The organism is Pseudarthrobacter sp. NPDC080039, from assembly GCF_040702335.1.
In the GTDB taxonomy this organism is placed as follows: Bacteria; Actinomycetota; Actinomycetes; order Actinomycetales; family Micrococcaceae; genus Arthrobacter; species Arthrobacter enclensis_A.
The window spans coordinates 265,984-281,011 of sequence record NZ_JBFBKY010000003.1 but is presented as its reverse complement, the minus strand read 5'-3'; the positions used below and the strand labels follow the sequence as shown (position 1 = coordinate 281,011).

At 66.6% G+C, this 15,028-nt stretch carries 13 protein-coding genes; 10 read left to right on the top strand and 3 right to left on the bottom strand.

The features are described 5' to 3' along the window. Nucleotides 1-33: 33 nt before the first annotated feature. The 8 genes from AB0313_RS05275 (at nt 34) to AB0313_RS05240 (ending at nt 9,769) form a co-directional block, all read left to right on the top strand. Nucleotides 34-1,464, top strand: a complete 1,431-nt coding sequence (locus tag AB0313_RS05275) for an FAD-dependent oxidoreductase (RefSeq protein ID WP_366304264.1) — start codon at nt 34-36, stop codon at nt 1,462-1,464. A 66-nt stretch (nt 1,465-1,530) separates the two neighbouring features. Then, on the top strand, nt 1,531-2,145 hold the full coding sequence (locus AB0313_RS05270; protein WP_366304054.1) for a TetR/AcrR family transcriptional regulator: 615 nt from the start codon (nt 1,531-1,533) through the stop codon (nt 2,143-2,145). Beyond that, nucleotides 2,145-3,419, top strand: coding sequence for a nucleotide disphospho-sugar-binding domain-containing protein (locus AB0313_RS05265; protein ID WP_366304052.1), 1,275 nt, complete (start codon nt 2,145-2,147; stop codon nt 3,417-3,419). Before AB0313_RS05270 ends, AB0313_RS05265 begins: the two co-directional genes overlap by 1 nt. Before the next feature lie 81 nt (nt 3,420-3,500). Then, entirely contained in the window at nt 3,501-4,880 is a 1,380-nt protein-coding gene (locus AB0313_RS05260; RefSeq protein ID WP_366304050.1) for a GAF domain-containing protein, read from the top strand. 169 nt (nt 4,881-5,049) lie between these two features. Further along, complete coding sequence (locus tag AB0313_RS05255) at nt 5,050-6,573, top strand: aldehyde dehydrogenase family protein (protein WP_366304048.1); 1,524 nt, start codon at nt 5,050-5,052, stop codon at nt 6,571-6,573. Between the two features lie 39 nt (nt 6,574-6,612). Continuing rightward, nucleotides 6,613-7,635: an alcohol dehydrogenase AdhP gene (adhP, locus tag AB0313_RS05250; RefSeq protein WP_366304046.1), complete on the top strand. Its 1,023-nt coding sequence runs from the start codon at nt 6,613-6,615 to the stop codon at nt 7,633-7,635. Further along, entirely contained in the window at nt 7,635-8,042 is a 408-nt protein-coding gene (locus tag AB0313_RS05245; RefSeq protein ID WP_366304044.1) for a DUF779 domain-containing protein, read from the top strand. The genes adhP and AB0313_RS05245 overlap by 1 nt, the downstream gene beginning before the upstream one ends. 173 nt (nt 8,043-8,215) lie before the next feature. Beyond that, a complete protein-coding gene (locus AB0313_RS05240) occupies nt 8,216-9,769 on the top strand; it encodes an amino acid permease (RefSeq protein ID WP_141942885.1) in 1,554 nt (517 codons plus the stop codon). Nucleotides 9,770-9,908: 139 nt separating this feature from the next. Here AB0313_RS05240 and AB0313_RS05235 read toward each other — a convergent pair whose 3' ends face one another. From AB0313_RS05235 to AB0313_RS05225, 3 genes are all read right to left on the bottom strand, one after another. Continuing rightward, the gene (locus AB0313_RS05235; protein WP_141942883.1) at nt 9,909-10,544 is read right to left on the bottom strand and encodes a DUF2461 domain-containing protein; all 636 of its coding nucleotides are present in this window, start codon (nt 10,542-10,544) and stop codon (nt 9,909-9,911) included. Between the two features lie 138 nt (nt 10,545-10,682). Then, nucleotides 10,683-12,179: a catalase gene (locus tag AB0313_RS05230; RefSeq protein ID WP_366304042.1), complete on the bottom strand. Its 1,497-nt coding sequence runs from the start codon at nt 12,177-12,179 to the stop codon at nt 10,683-10,685. 7 nt (nt 12,180-12,186) lie between these two features. After that, a complete protein-coding gene (locus AB0313_RS05225; RefSeq protein WP_018769037.1) occupies nt 12,187-12,672 on the bottom strand; it encodes a Fur family transcriptional regulator in 486 nt (161 codons plus the stop codon). 80 nt (nt 12,673-12,752) lie between these two features. On the opposite strand from AB0313_RS05225, the gene AB0313_RS05220 reads away from it, so the two are divergent. Both AB0313_RS05220 and htpX read left to right on the top strand, forming a co-directional pair. After that, complete coding sequence (locus tag AB0313_RS05220; protein WP_366304039.1) at nt 12,753-14,024, top strand: MFS transporter; 1,272 nt, start codon at nt 12,753-12,755, stop codon at nt 14,022-14,024. A 28-nt stretch (nt 14,025-14,052) separates the two neighbouring features. Continuing rightward, nucleotides 14,053-14,919, top strand: a complete 867-nt coding sequence (htpX, locus tag AB0313_RS05215) for a zinc metalloprotease HtpX (RefSeq protein ID WP_141942876.1) — start codon at nt 14,053-14,055, stop codon at nt 14,917-14,919. Nucleotides 14,920-15,028: the final 109 nt, after the last annotated feature.

The following is a 15,028-nucleotide window of genomic DNA, read 5'->3' as shown; positions in this document are numbered from 1 at the left end:
ATCATGAGCAGGACCAGTTCAGAAGGGCTCCCGGTGTCCAACCACAGCGAAACCGCCGCCAACCGTCCCCTCCGCGTCGCCATCGTCGGCGCGGGACCGGCAGGAGTCTATGCTGCGGACATCCTCACCAAATCCAGCGGGGTGAAGGACGGCGACTTCCAGGTCAGCATCGACCTCTTCGAGGCCTACCCGGCCCCTTATGGCCTGATCCGGTACGGCGTTGCCCCGGACCATCCCCGGATCAAGGGCATCGTCAACGCCCTGCACAAGGTTTTGGACCGGGGGGACATCCGCTTCCTGGGCAACGTGACCTACGGCCGGGACCTCACGCTGCACGATTTCCGCGCGTTCTATGACGCCGTGATCTTCTCCACCGGCGCCATCAAGGATGCGGACCTGGACATCCCGGGCATCAACCTGCGGGGCTCCTTCGGCGGCGCGGACTTCGTGTCCTGGTACGACGGCCACCCGGATGTCCCGCGCGAATGGCCCCTGGAGGCCAGGGAAATCGCCGTCATCGGCAACGGCAACGTGGCGCTGGATGTGGCCCGCATGCTGGTCAAGCACCCCGAAGAACTGCTCACCACGGAGATCCCGGACAACGTCTACCAGGGCCTGAAGGCCTCGCCGGTCACCGACGTCCACGTATTCGGCCGCCGCGGACCGGCCCAGGTCAAGTTCACCCCGCTGGAGCTGCGCGAGCTCAGCCACATGGATGACGTGGACATCGTCCTGTACCCGGAGGACTTTGAATTCGACGAGGCCTCGGACGAGGCCATCCGCAGCAACAACCAGGTCAAGACCATGGTGAACACCCTCACCAACTGGCTGGTGGAGGAGCATGCGGAGTCGGAAAACCCTTCCTCCCGCAGGCTGCACCTGCACTTCCTGCACAGCCCCGTTGAAGTGCTCGACGACGGCACGGGCAAGGTGGGCGGCATCAAGTTTGAGCGCATGCAACTGGACGGGACCGGCAATGCGAAGGGGACGGGGGAGTACGTCGAGTACCCGGTCCAGGCCGTATACCGTGCCGTTGGCTACCATGGCTCGGCCCTTGATGAACTGGAGTACGACGCCAAGCGCGGCGTCATCCCGAACCAGGGCGGCCGCGTCCTGGACGCCGCGGGCAACCCGGTTCCCGGCATCTACACCACGGGGTGGATCAAACGCGGTCCGGTCGGGCTGATCGGCCACACCAAGGGCGATGCGCTGGAGACCATTGGCTTCCTGCTGGAGGACCGGCTGAACCTCCCGGCCGCGCAGAACCCGGACCCGCGGGCCATCATCGACCTGCTCGAGGAGCGCGGCATCGAGTACACCACCTGGGAAGGCTGGAACAAGCTTGATGCCCATGAGGCAGGGCTTGGCGCGGCCTGGACCGGGCCTGAGGGCCTGGACCATGTGGTGCGCGAACGTATCAAGGTGGTGCCGCGCGAGGACATGATCCGCATCTCGCGCGACTGAGCCCTATCCCGGGACCTTGTGCCCTGTCCCGTGAGCCGTATTCGAGTTAATCTGATTAACATGAATATGGCCGCGGCAAAGAGCCGAGCCTACGATTCGCCCAAGCGGGCTTCTTCCGCCGCCCAAACCGGGCGCCGGATCCTGCAGGCCACCGAAGACCTCTTCGTTGAGCGGCCGCTGAGCGAGGTCACGCTCAATGCAGTGGCGGAACGGGCCGGCGTGACGGTCCAGACCGTCATCCGCAGGTTCGGTGACCGGACACGCCTTATCGGCGCCTGCGCCAAAGCCGCCATGGACCGGGTGGGCAGCCAGCGCAATGCTGCTCCTCCCGGGGACGTGCCCGCCGCCGTCGGGAATCTCCTGGAACACTACGAAACCACCGGACGCCTGGCCTTGAAGCTGCTGGCCGAGGAGCAGGCTTCACCCGAGCTGGCGCAGATCACCGAGGCCGGCCGCAAGCTGCACCGCCAGTGGTGCGCGCGGGTCTTCGCCCCCTTCCTGGACCCCGTGTTCCTGGCAAGCCTGCAGGGCAGCCCGGACCGCGGCCGCCGGCTGGCCCAGTTCGTCGCGCTTTGCGACGTCTACACCTGGAAGCTGCTCCGCCTCGACGCAGGGCTCAGCCGCGACCAGGTGGGACAGTCCCTGCTCGAAATGCTGGAACCCTTCACCCGGAGGTCCTGATGTCCACCGTCCTTGCCTACACCTCACCCGCCATCGGCCACTTGTTCCCGATGGTTCCGCTGCTCCAGGAGCTCAAGGCCCGGGGCCACGCAGTCCACGTCCGTACCCTCGGCCGGCAGGTTCCCGTGCTCCGGAAGGAAGGGTTCCAGGCCGAAGCCGTGGATGAGCGCATCCTGGCGATCGAAGCCACCGATTACCGTGCCGGAAGCGCGAAGGCGGCGCTCGCTTCCAGTGTGGAAACGTTCACGGCCCGCGCACGCTTTGATGCACCTGACCTGCAGAAGGCCATCGACGCCGTTCGCCCGGACCTGCTCCTGGTGGACATCAACGCATGGGGAGCCCGCATCCAGGCTGAGTCCTCCGGCCTGCCATGGGCCACTTTCAGTCCGTACACACCCCCGCTGCAGTCGCGGGGGACACCCCCGTTTGGCCCCGGGCTGGCCCCGATGTCCGGTCCGCTCGGCATGGCCCGGGATGCGGTGGTGCGACGCCTGGTGATTGGCGCGGTCGAAAAGTTGATGCTGCCGCGCATCAACTCCCTGCGGGCGGACCTGACCGGCGGCAGCCTTCGTCCGGTCAGCGGTGCGGACGACATGTTCCGGACCGCGCCGCTCATGCTCGTTGCCACATCCGAACCGTTCGAGTACCCGCATCCTGACTGGGGTCCGGACGTGCGCATGATAGGCGCGCTTCAATGGGAGCCGCCGGTGGAACCTCCCGCCTGGCTGCGGGACGGAGCGGATCCTGTCGTGCTGGTGACCACCTCCTCCGAATACCAGGCGGACCAAGCCATTGTCAGGGCCGCGCTGACCGGCCTCGCTGCCGAACCCTTCACCGTCGTTGCCACCGTTCCGGCGGCGGAAGCCGGATCGGCCGGAGCGAACCGGGCATCCGGGACCGATGGCTTCGGACCGGTGCCGTCCAACGCCCGGCTGGAACACTTCGTCCCGCACGGGCCCGTCCTTGACCGCGCCGCCGTCGCCATCACCCATGGCGGGATGGGGGCAACCCAGAAGGCGCTCTCCAAAGGGGTGCCCGTGGTGGTGGTTCCGTTCGGGCGCGACCAGCACGAGGTTGCAGCAAGGGTGGTAACGGCCGACGCCGGAGTGCGGCTCAGCCGGAAGCACCTCACCCCGGAGCGGCTCCGGGCCGCCGTTCACCAGGCGCGGACCAAAGCCCCGGGCGCGCGGCGGGTCGCCCAGGGCTACTCTGCGGCAGGCGGTGCGGCAGCAGGAGCGGATGCCTTGGAGGCGCTGGTTCGCGTACACCCATGACACCGGGTTTTTGTCCGGCTATGCTGGCTTGGCCACCCCCAGCCCTGCAAAGCAGGGCAAAAATTCCGGAACGGGAGTTCGATGACGAACCTGCTCCATCCTGAACCCCGCCAGCGCGCCGCGCTGGCCGGCCATGAGCGCCTGGACGGTGCCATTTACGAAACTGCGGGCCGTGGCGATGCCACCCCGGAAATCCCCGGCCTCCGCAACCTCATCCGGGAGTCCTGGCAGCGTTCCGCACGCTTCAAAGCCAACCCGGACAACGCGGCCGCCCCGCTCGCCTTCGACTGGGACGAGCTGGAGGACTACCGCCGGCGCCACCCCCTGGCTGCGATCATGCCGGTCATCAACAAACTCCTGGTCCAGCCCAGCCATGACAGCGGGCTCCTGGTTGCCGTGGGTGATGAGGTGGGCAGGCTGTTGTGGGTGGACGGCGACCCCGCCCTCCAGCGCCGCGCAGAAGGCATGATGTTCGTTCCCGGTGCAGACTGGTCCGAGGCCAGCGTAGGCACCAGCGCGCCGGGCACCGCCCTTGCCCTTGGCCGGGGAATCCAGATCGCCGGAGCCGAGCACTACCAGCGGGCTGTCCATCCCTGGAGCTGCACCGCCGTCCCCTTCCACGATCCGGATTCCGGTGCGGTCCTCGGCGTCGTGGACATCACCGGGACGGCCACGGCGGTGGCGCCGCACACCCTGTCGCTGGTAGAGGCCACAGTGGCCGCAGCCCAGGCCCAGCTGCGGGTGGAGCGGCTGCAGCATGCTGCGGAGCTGGCCAGGAAGCCCGTACGACGCCGGACCCCGGCTGCCGCCGGCACGCAGGGCAAGAGTGCCGGGGCAGGCAGCCGTGCCAGGGAAGGCAGCCTGTACCGGAACAGCCTGCAGTTGCTGGGCCGCGACCAGGCGCTGCTGAGCCTGGGAGGACGGACGGTGTCCCTGTCCGCACGGCACAGTGAGATCCTTGCCCTGCTCAGCACGCACCCGGAAGGGCTCAGCGCCGAGGAGCTTGGCACGCTGCTGTACCCGGGGGAGGGCTCCACCATCACCCTCCGGGCCGAGATGGTGCGCCTCCGCAAAGTCATCCAGGAATTGAGCCCGGACGCGATTCCCGGTTCGCGACCGTACAGGCTGCCGCTGGACCTGGTGCCGGACACGGGCCAGGTGCTCAGTTGCCTGCAGCGCGGTGCGCACCGGATCGCCCTGGAGATTTACCGCGGCGAGGTGCTGCCCCGCTCTGAGGCGCCTGGGATCGTGGAGCTGCGGAGGAGGGTCTCATCCCTGCTCCGGGAAGCGGTCCTCACCGACGGCAGTGCCGAGTCCCTGCTCAAATTCGCCGCGCTGCCCGAGGCAAGGGACGACGTCGGGATCCGCCGTGCGGCGCTCCGCCTCCTGCCGCCGCGCTCACCCAAGCGGGCCGCCGTCGTGGCCGACCTGGAACGGCTGGAAGCCGAACTGCGCGCCTGACCGGCGACCGGTGGTTGAGCTTTTCGAAACCAGGTTCCGGCACCTTCAACCATGTGTTGTGATTCAGCTCTCACCGTTGCAACCTTGCTGCAACCTCCCCGCTCCTACGCTGGCTTCATTGGCGAGCGCCCCTACGGGCCAGCCTTCTGCACAGCAAAGGAGCTAAGCAATGACCGTTTACGCACAGCCGGGAACCGACGGTTCGAAGGTCACCTTCAAGGACCGGTACGAAAACTGGATTGGCGGCGAATGGGTGGCCCCGGTGAAGGGCGAGTACTTCGAAAACGTCACCCCCGTGACGGGCAAGGCGTTCTGCCAGGTGGCACGCGGCACGGCTGAGGACATCGAGCTCGCCCTGGACGCGGCACACAAGGCCGCACCCTCCTGGGGCAAGACCTCCGTGGCGGAACGCGCCGCCATCCTGAACAAGATCGCCGACCGCATCGACGAAAACCTCGAGATGCTCGCCGTGGCCGAAACCTGGGACAACGGCAAGCCCATCCGGGAAACCCTCAACGCCGACCTGCCGCTGGCCTCGGACCACTTCCGCTACTTCGCCTCAGCGGTTCGCGCCCAGGAGGGCAGCCTGTCCCAGCTCGATGACAACACCACCGCCTACCACTTCCACGAACCGCTCGGCGTGGTGGGCCAGATCATCCCCTGGAACTTCCCCATCCTGATGGCCGTCTGGAAGCTTGCGCCCGCGCTCGCCGCCGGCAACACCGTGGTCCTCAAGCCCGCAGAGCAGACGCCGTCGTCCATCTTGGTGCTGATGGAACTGATCGGGGACCTGCTGCCCGCCGGCGTGATCAACGTGGTCAACGGGTTCGGCGTGGAGGCCGGCAAGCCACTGGCATCCAGCTCCCGGATCCGGAAGATTGCCTTCACCGGTGAAACCACCACCGGGCGGCTCATCAGCCAGTACGCCAGCCAGAACCTCATCCCCGTCACCCTGGAACTGGGGGGCAAGAGCCCCAACATCTTCTTCAACGACGTTGCCCAGGAAAACGACGCCTTCTACGACAAGGCCCAGGAGGGCTTCGCGCTGTTCGCTTTCAACCAGGGCGAAGTCTGCACCTGCCCGTCGCGGGCACTGGTCCAGGAAGACATCTATGAATCCTTCATGGCCGACGCCGTGGCACGGGTGGAGAAGATGATCCAGGGCAACCCCCTCGACACCGAAACCCAGGTAGGCGCGCAGGCCTCCAACGACCAGCTGGAAAAGATCCTGTCCTACATCGACATCGGAAAGCAGGAAGGTGCCAAGGTGCTCACCGGCGGCGCGCGTGCAGAACTGCCGGGCGACCTCGCCGGCGGCTTCTACGTCCAGCCCACGGTGTTTGAGGGCCACAACCGGATGCGGATCTTCCAGGAGGAGATCTTCGGCCCGGTGGTGGCGGTGACGAAGTTCAGTGACTACAACGACGCCATGGGCATCGCCAATGACACCCTCTACGGCCTGGGCGCGGGCGTCTGGTCCCGCAACGGCAACGTGGCCTACCGCGCCGGCCGCGAGATCCAGGCCGGACGCGTCTGGGTCAACAACTACCACGCCTACCCGGCAGGGGCCGCGTTCGGCGGCTACAAGTCCTCCGGCATCGGCCGCGAGAACCACGCCATGATGCTGGACCACTACCAGCAGACCAAGAACCTCCTGGTCAGCTACGACGAAAACAAGCTCGGCTTCTTCTAGGCCGGCCCGTACCACTACAACGACGCAAGGATTTCGCCAATGACGACGACAATGCAAGCAGCAGTAGTAACCGAATTCGGCACGGACCTGCAGGTCCAGACCCTCGACGTCCCCACGCCGGGGCCGGGTCAGGCCTTGGTCAAGGTCCTGACCACCGGGGTCTGCCACACCGACCTCCACGCAGCGGAAGGCGACTGGCCGGTCAAACCCTCCCCTCCGTTCGTGCCCGGGCACGAGGGCGTGGGTGAAGTAGTGGCCCTGGGTGAGGGGGTTTCCGGCCTCGCCGTCGGCGACCTGGTGGGCAACGCGTGGCTGTGGTCAGCCTGCGGCGACTGCCAGTACTGCCGCACCGGGTGGGAAACACTTTGCGAGGCGCAGCAGAACGGCGGGTACAGCGTGGACGGCTCCTTCGGGGAGTACATGCTGGTGGACTCCCGTTTCGCGGCGCGCATACCGGCGGGATCCGACCCCGTCGAAGTGGCGCCGGTGCTTTGCGCCGGCGTCACCGTCTACAAGGGCCTGAAGATGACCGAGGCCCGGCCGGGCCAGTGGGTCACCATTTCCGGCATCGGCGGCCTGGGCCACATCGCCGTCCAGTATGCCGTGGCCATGGGACTCCGGGTTGCGGCCGTGGACATCGCCGACGACAAACTGGCCCTGGCCAAGGCCCACGGTGCTGAACTCACGGTCAACGCCCTGCATGAGGACCCGGCGGAGGTGATCCAGCGGGAGACAGGAGGCTGCCATGGAGTTCTGGTCACTGCGGTGCACCCGTCAGCGTTCGGACAGGCCATTGGGATGGCCCGACGCGGCGGCACCATCGTGTTCAACGGACTGCCGCCGGGGGATTTCCCGGCGCCGATCTTCGAGATTGTGCTCAAGGGACTGACGGTCCGCGGCTCGATCGTCGGCACCCGGCAGGACATGGAGGAAGCCCTGGACTTCTATGCGCGGGGGAAGATCCACCCCACCGTGTCCGTGCGGGAACTGTCGGAGGTCAATGCCGTGCTCGATGAGATGAAGCACGCCAAGATCGACGGCCGCGTGGTTCTGAGGTTCTGATGCCGGCGGAAGGACTCGACGCCGCCGTGACGCTGCCCGGGGAAGATTTTTCCCGGGTTGCGCTCGCGCCGGCCGCGGTGGACCTGCTGCGGATGCTGTGGGACCGGCACGGCCCGCTCATGTTCCACCAGTCCGGCGGCTGCTGCGACGGGTCCTCGCCCATGTGCTACCCGGCCGGGGAGTTCATCACGGGCGACTCGGATGTCCTGTTGGGGCTGTTCGACCTGTCCGGCGGCCTCCAGCCCATGCCGCTTGAGTTCTGGATGTCCAGGGAGCAGTTCAACTACTGGAGCCACACCCACCTCACGGTTGACGTGGTGCCCGGCAGGGGGAGCGGCTTTTCCGTTGAAGCGCCTGAAGGTAAACGCTTCCTGATCCGGTCAACACTGATGGACTGGCCTGCCTAGGAAGTTCGATCAACGACCACTCGGGGCTCTCCATTCGGAGGGCCCCGAGTGCGTTGGCAGAAGAATGTTCGGCAAAGGGGCCGTCTCACTATTCGGGACGATTGGGGCCGTCCAGTGGATGGACACTATCGTTGATAGGTCTGTTTCCCTCACAAACCAGGATTGTGACCCCTATGAATCTTCTGCGGACAAAATCCATCGAGCAGTCGATCGCCGACGCCGATGAGCCCGGACGCAAACTCAAGCGTTCCCTCAGCACCTGGGACCTCATGATCATGGGCGTCGCCGTTGCTGTCGGTGCCGGCATCTTCTCGGTTGGCGCGAAGGCCGCGGCCAACTTCGCCGGCCCTGCCGTGACGCTCTCCTTCGCCATCGCAGCTGTAACCTGTGCGCTGGCCATCATGTGCTACGCCGAGTTTGCCACCGCCATCCCCGTGGCGGGCTCCGCCTACGTCTTCACGTACGCCACCATGGGCGAACTCCTTGCCTGGATCATCGGCTGGAACCTGATCCTTGAGCTGTTCACCGCCGCGGCCGTGATCGCCAAGTACTGGGGCATCTACCTGAGCAAGGTCTTCGCCCTCACCGGACTCGACGTCCCGCCGTCCATCTCGCTGGGCGGGGTGGACCTCTACTGGGGCGCCTTCCTGATCGTGGCCATCTTCACCGTGCTGCTGGTGCTGGGCACCAAGCTGTCCGCACGCGTGGGCAACATCTTCACCCTGATCAAGATTGCCGTGGTGCTGTTCGTGATCGTGGTGGGCTTCACCTACGTGAAGTTCGAGAACTACACGCCGTTCGTTCCCGCTGCCGAGCCCACCGCCGGCACCGGCGCCGCAGACGTTCTGAAGCAGTCCTTCTTCGGCTTCCTCACCGGCGCAGCCCCCGCACAGTACGGCACCATGGGCATCTTCGCCGGTGCCGCACTGGTGTTCTTCGCCTTCATCGGCTTCGACGTGGTGGCCACCTCAGCCGAGGAGGTGAAGAACCCGCAGAAAACCCTGCCGCGCGGCATCTTCGGCGGCCTGGCCCTGGTGACGCTGCTGTACATCCTCGTCTCCCTTGCCCTGACCGGCATGGTCTCCTACACCAAGCTGGCCGAAGCCAAGAGCCCCACCCTCACCACCGCCTTCGAAGCCGTAGGCGACACGTCCGCCGCCAAGGTCATCGCCTTTGGTTCCCTGGTGGGCCTGACCACCGTGATCATGGTGCTCCTCATGGGCCTGTCCCGCGTGGTGCTGGCCATGAGCCGCGACGGCCTGCTGCCGCGCGCGCTGTCCAAGACCAGCGACAAGCGTTCGACCCCGGTTCGCCTGCAGATCATCTGCGGTGCCGCGGTTGCCCTGGTGGCCGGCCTCACCAACGTGGACCTGCTCGAGGAAATGATCAACATCGGCACCCTCTCCGCCTTCGTGGTGGTCAGCCTGGGCATCCTGGTGCTCCGGAAGAAACGGCCGGACCTGAAGCCTGCCTTCCGCGTGCCGTTCGGCAAGGTGCTTCCCATCGTCTCTGCCGTGCTGTGCCTGTACCTGATGACCAACCTGGCCGTGGAGACCTGGATCTTCTTTGCCTTCTGGCTGGTCCTGGGCCTGGCGATCTACTTCGCCTACGGCCAGCGCCACTCACGGCTCAATGAGCGCTTCGCCGGCGCAACCGCGAGCGTCAACGGCACCGCTCCCCGCGTTGCCGCCGAGTCTGATGACGAGGAGGAGCTGAGCCGCACCTGACGGCCCGCAGCTCCTGCTGTTGAACTGCCCGTCCGGCCTGTGCCGGGCGGGCAGCGGCATCTCCGGCCGGTCCGCAGTTCCGGCCCATCCCTGTATCCCGGGCCCGGGGTGTTCCCGCTGGGTCAGAGTTCCGGGCCGGTTACGGCGCCGCATGCCTGCCCACCCACTCCACCAGCGGACGCAGCTGCCGCCAGCGGGCCGCAATCTCCTCCGCGGCCGCTTCCGAGGACACCCACCCGGGCACGCCCAGCTGCGATCCGGCGTACAGGGTCTTGTGCTTGAGGAGCTCGGCGCGGGGGTGTTCCCGGTCGAAGCCGCGGGGGACCGTCTTGAGCTTTTCGCCCTCAATGCTGAAGCCCGCGGCTGCGATCGACTCCACGATCTCCTGCAGCGCCGCACCGCTTCCGGAGGCATCGGCGGCAGCCCGGAACCTGGCGAGCTGCGCCGGCGTGTGGGAGCGGTAGCCGCCTCCCACCAGCAGGCCGTCCGCGCTGACCTGAAGGTAATAGCCCACCCCTTCCTGCCGGGTGGCGAAGGCGCCCTGGGCGGTCTTATAAGGCGACTTGTCCTGGGAGAACCGGACGTCGCGGTAGGGGCGGAACAGTTTGGCCGCCCCGAACTCCGGCTCCAGTCCAGTAAGCAGCCGGGCAAGGGGTTCCTTGACAGCGGCCTGGTACGTGTCCTTGTGCGCCAGCCACCACTCGCGGTTGTTGTTGCCTTCCAGCTCCTCATAGAAGCGGAAGGCTTCCGGGGGAATGCCTGCAAAAGTGTCCATGCCTGGAGCCTAGGGCCGGGCCCGCGGGCAGGCCAGGGAACCAGGACCGTATGTGCAAAACGCGGCAGCAAAAAGACCACCCCGCCACGGAAAACCCGTGACGGGGTGGTCTTTCAGTTCAGCGGACAGGAAGCCTGGTCAGCCAACCTTGTTGGCGGACTCCGCGTCCGAGGTGGGAGCCGAGGGTGCATCAGCTGCGCCCAGGTTGGCGCGCAGCTTGGCGCCCAGTTCGGCGTCGACATTGGTCCAGTACTGGATGGCGCGCTCCTTGATGTCGGAGCGCTTCACGCCGCCCACGGCGCCGGTGATGGTCTCCAGGAAGCGGGCCTTCTCGGCTTCGTTGTAGACCTCGCGGTACAGCGTGCCGGCCTGGACGAAGTCGCCGTCCTCGGCGTGGAGGGAGTGCGCGGAAAGGGTCAGTTCGCCGTCGTTCTCCCAGCCGCCGGCCGGGTTCTGCGGCTCAAGTGCAGCCGGTCCACCAAACGTGTTGGGGGCATACACGGGAACGGAAGGGGCGTTGAACAGGAAGCGTCCCTGGCCGTCCTGGCTGTAGTTGTTCACCTGGTTCTTTGGCTGGTTCACCGGGATCTGGGCGTGGTTGGTGCCCACGCGGTAGCGGTGTGCGTCCGCGTAGGAGAAGATGCGGGCCTGCAGCATCTTGTCCGGGGAGGCGGCGATGCCGGGCACGAAGTTCGACGGCGCGAAGGTGGCCTGCTCGATCTGCGCGAAGTAGTTCTCCGGGTTGCGGTTCAGCTCCATGGTGCCAACCTTGATCAGCGGGTAGTCGCTGTGCGGCCACACCTTGGTCAGGTCGAACGGGTTGAAGCGGTAGGTCTTGGCGTCCTCGTAAGGCATCACCTGGACGTGCAGGTCCCAGGACGGGAAGTTTCCGGCCTCGATGTTCTCCGACAGGTCGCGGATGTAGAAGTCCGCGTCGGAGCCGGCAAGCTGTTCGGCCTGCTCGGAGCTCATGGAGTTCACGCCCTGGTTGGACTTGAAGTGGTACTTCACCCAGAAGCGCTCACCGGCTTCGTTGATCCACTGGTAGGTGTGCGAACCGTAGCCCTGCATTTCACGCCAGGAGGCGGGCAGGCCGCGGTCGCCCATGAGCCAGGTGACCTGGTGTGCGGACTCGGGGGAGAGGGTCCAGAAGTCCCACTGCATGTCGGCGTCGCGCAGGTGGGTGCCCGGCAGGCGCTTCTGGGAGTGGATGAAGTCCGGGAACTTGATGCCGTCGCGGATGAAGAAGACGGGCGTGTTGTTGCCCACGAGGTCGTAGTTGCCCTCGGTGGTGTAGAACTTCACGGCGAAACCGCGGGGGTCGCGCCAGGTGTCCGGGGAGCCGTTTTCGCCGGCCACGGAGGAGAAGCGGATGAGCATTTCGGTCTCGGCGCCGGGCTGCAGGAATGCAGCCTTGGTGTACTTGGAGACGTCCTCGGTGGTCTTGAACGTGCCGAATGCACCGCCGCCCTTGGCGTGCACTACGCGCTCCGGGACCCGCTCACGGTTGAACTGGGCGAGCTTTTCGACAAGGTAGTGGTCGGTCAGAATGATGGCACCGTCGGCACCAACTGACTTCGAGTGTGCGTCGGATGTAACCGGCGCGCCTGACTGGGTTGTGGAAACGGCAGTCATTGTTCTCCTATTTCTCTTTTTCTTGCGAGGGACTATGGGGAGGAAGTTGCTGGGCCTGCTGGCATTCCTGGCAGATGCCCTGGTACATGACATCCGCGATCTGGATGGTCATGGGCTTGGCGTCCGGGTTCCAGTGCGGCGTGAGGCAGGGGGCATGGCCGACGGCGCAGTCCACGTCCTCCACGCGGCCGCAGCTGATGCAGATGGCGTGGTGGTGGTTGTCGCCCACGCGCGTCTCATACAGTGCGGGGGAGTGCGGCGGCTCAAACCGGCGCAGCATGTGCAGGTCCGTCAGGTCACCGAGCACCACATATACGGACTGGGCCGTCAGTTCCGGCAGCTCGGCGCGGGCGGCGGCAAGGATGCTTTCGGCAGGGGAATGCGGGTGGCGTTCGACGGCGGCGAGTACAGCGAGCCGCTGCTTGGTCACCCTGCGGCCGTGGGCACGCAGGGCTGCAGCCCACGCTTCCTGGCCGTCAAAGTGCTCCATCATGGCTCCATTGAAACACTTATTATTACTAACTCACAATAAGGCTTGGCTTACCTTCCCGTGTCGCCCGCTAGTGTTGCGGGGTGGGGAAAATACTTGCCGATGTCACGCCGCTCAAGGAAAGCCCCTCCTTCCGCCGGCTGTGGCTCGGATCGGCAGTGTCCGCCGTCGGCAGCCAGCTCACGTTGGTGGCCGTCAGCCTCGAGGTGTACCGCCTGACCCAGGACAGCTTCTACGTGGGACTGCTGGGCATCTTCGCGCTGGTTCCCCTGGTTGTGGGTGGACTGATGGGCGGCTCCATCGCCGACGCCCATGACCGCCGGCGCATCGCCCTCCTGGCCTCGACGGTGCTGTGGCTGACTACAGGGCTGATCGCGCTCCAGGCCTGGCTGCACCTGGGCAACGTATGGGTGCTGTACCTCCTGGTGGCACTGCAAAGCGGCGCCCAGGCCATCAATCAGCCGGCCCGCAGCGCCATCATCCCCACGCTCATCCGCAAGGAACTCCTGCCGGCGGCCAACGCGCTGAGCATGCTCTCCCTGGGCCTTGCCATGACGGCAGGGCCGCTGCTGGCCGGGCTCCTGGTGGCGTGGGTCGGGTTCGGCTGGACCTACACCGTCGACTTTGTCAGCTTCGCCTTCGTCCTCTGGGCCGTCTACCGCCTCCCGCCCATGCCTCCCGCCGGCACGCGCAGCAAGGTGGGGCTCCGCTCCGTCATTGAGGGGTTCCGTTTCCTGGGGACGCGGCCCAACCTCCGGATGACCTTCATCATCGACATCGTGGCCATGGTCCTTGCCCAGCCGCGGGCGCTGCTCCCCGCCGTCGCCGCACTCATGATCGGCGGCGGCGAGGCAACCGTGGGCATCCTGCTGGCCAGCACCGCCGTCGGGGCCTTCCTGGCCGGCCTGTTCTCCGGTCCGCTGGGCATGGTGCGCCGCCAGGGGACCGCCGTCGTCATCTCCGTGATGGGCTGGGGCGCGTCCATTGGTGCGTTCGGCCTGGTGGTGCTGCTTGCCGGCCGGGCGCCGGACGGCACGGTGACGGTGTGGCTGCTGCCCGCCGCACTTTGCTGCGCCCTGGCCGGGATCGCCGACTCGATCAGCAGCGTCTTCCGGAACACCATCCTGCAGGCGGCAGCCCCGGACCACCTGCGCGGACGGCTGCAGGGCGTGTTCATTGTGGTGGTGGCCGGCGGACCGCGGATCGGTGACCTGCTGGCCGGCGGCGCGACTAGGATTTTGAGTGAGGGCTGGGTCCTGCTGTTCGGCGGTGTGCTGTGCATCGCGGTGGCGTGGCTGGCGGCGAAGCTGCAACCGGGCTTCCGGAAATACGATGCGCGGAACCCGGTGCCCTAGCCGGCCGTTCCCTTAGTAAGGAGGAAACGTGCACAACCATCACAACGGCCTGAAGACGGCGGCACTGTTCGGGGTGCTCTGGGCCGTACTCCTCGGCCTCGGCGGCCTCATCGGCGTCGGTACCCGCAGCTCCGCGCCCATCTGGATCATGGCGCTGGTCGGCGTCGGCACCACGTTCTACGGCTACTGGAACAGCGACAAGATCGCCATCCGGTCCATGCAGGCCTTCCCGGTGACCGAAGCCCAGGCCCCGCAGCTCTACCAGATCGTCCGCGAGCTCTCCATGCGCGCCAACCAGCCCATGCCGCGCATCTACGTCTCGCCCACCATGAACCCCAATGCCTTCGCCACCGGCCGCAACCCGAAAAACGCGGCCGTCTGCTGCACGGAAGGCATCCTGCAGCTCCTGGACGCGCGCGAACTCCGCGGCGTCCTGGGCCACGAACTGATGCACGTCTACAACCGCGACATCCTCACCTCATCTGTTGCGGCCGCCGTCGCCGGGGTCATCACGTCGGTTGGCCAGATGCTGCTGTTCTTCGGCGGCGGGGACCGGCGCAACGCGAACCCGCTGGCCATGATCGCCATGGCGCTGCTGGCGCCCTTCGCGGCGTCGTTGATCCAGATGGCCATCTCCCGCACCAGGGAGTACGACGCCGACGAGGACGGTTCGCAGCTCACCGGCGATCCGCTGGCACTCGCCTCAGCCCTGGGCAAGATTGAGCGCGGCGTCAGCCTTGCCCCGTTGCCGCAGGACCAGCGGCTGGTCAACGCCTCGCACCTGATGATCGCCAACCCGTTCCGCGGGGGCGCGATGAACAAGCTCTTCGCCACCCACCCGCCAATGCGGGACCGCATCGTCCGGCTGGAGCGGATGGCGGGCCGGCAGGTGTAGCCGGGATCCCGCCGTCGGACGCCTGCGTGGCGACGCGCACCTTTGTTTCGACGCGGACCCTCGCTTTCGCTGCACAAAATCCCTGGCGCACCTGGTATTCCGGGGGCGC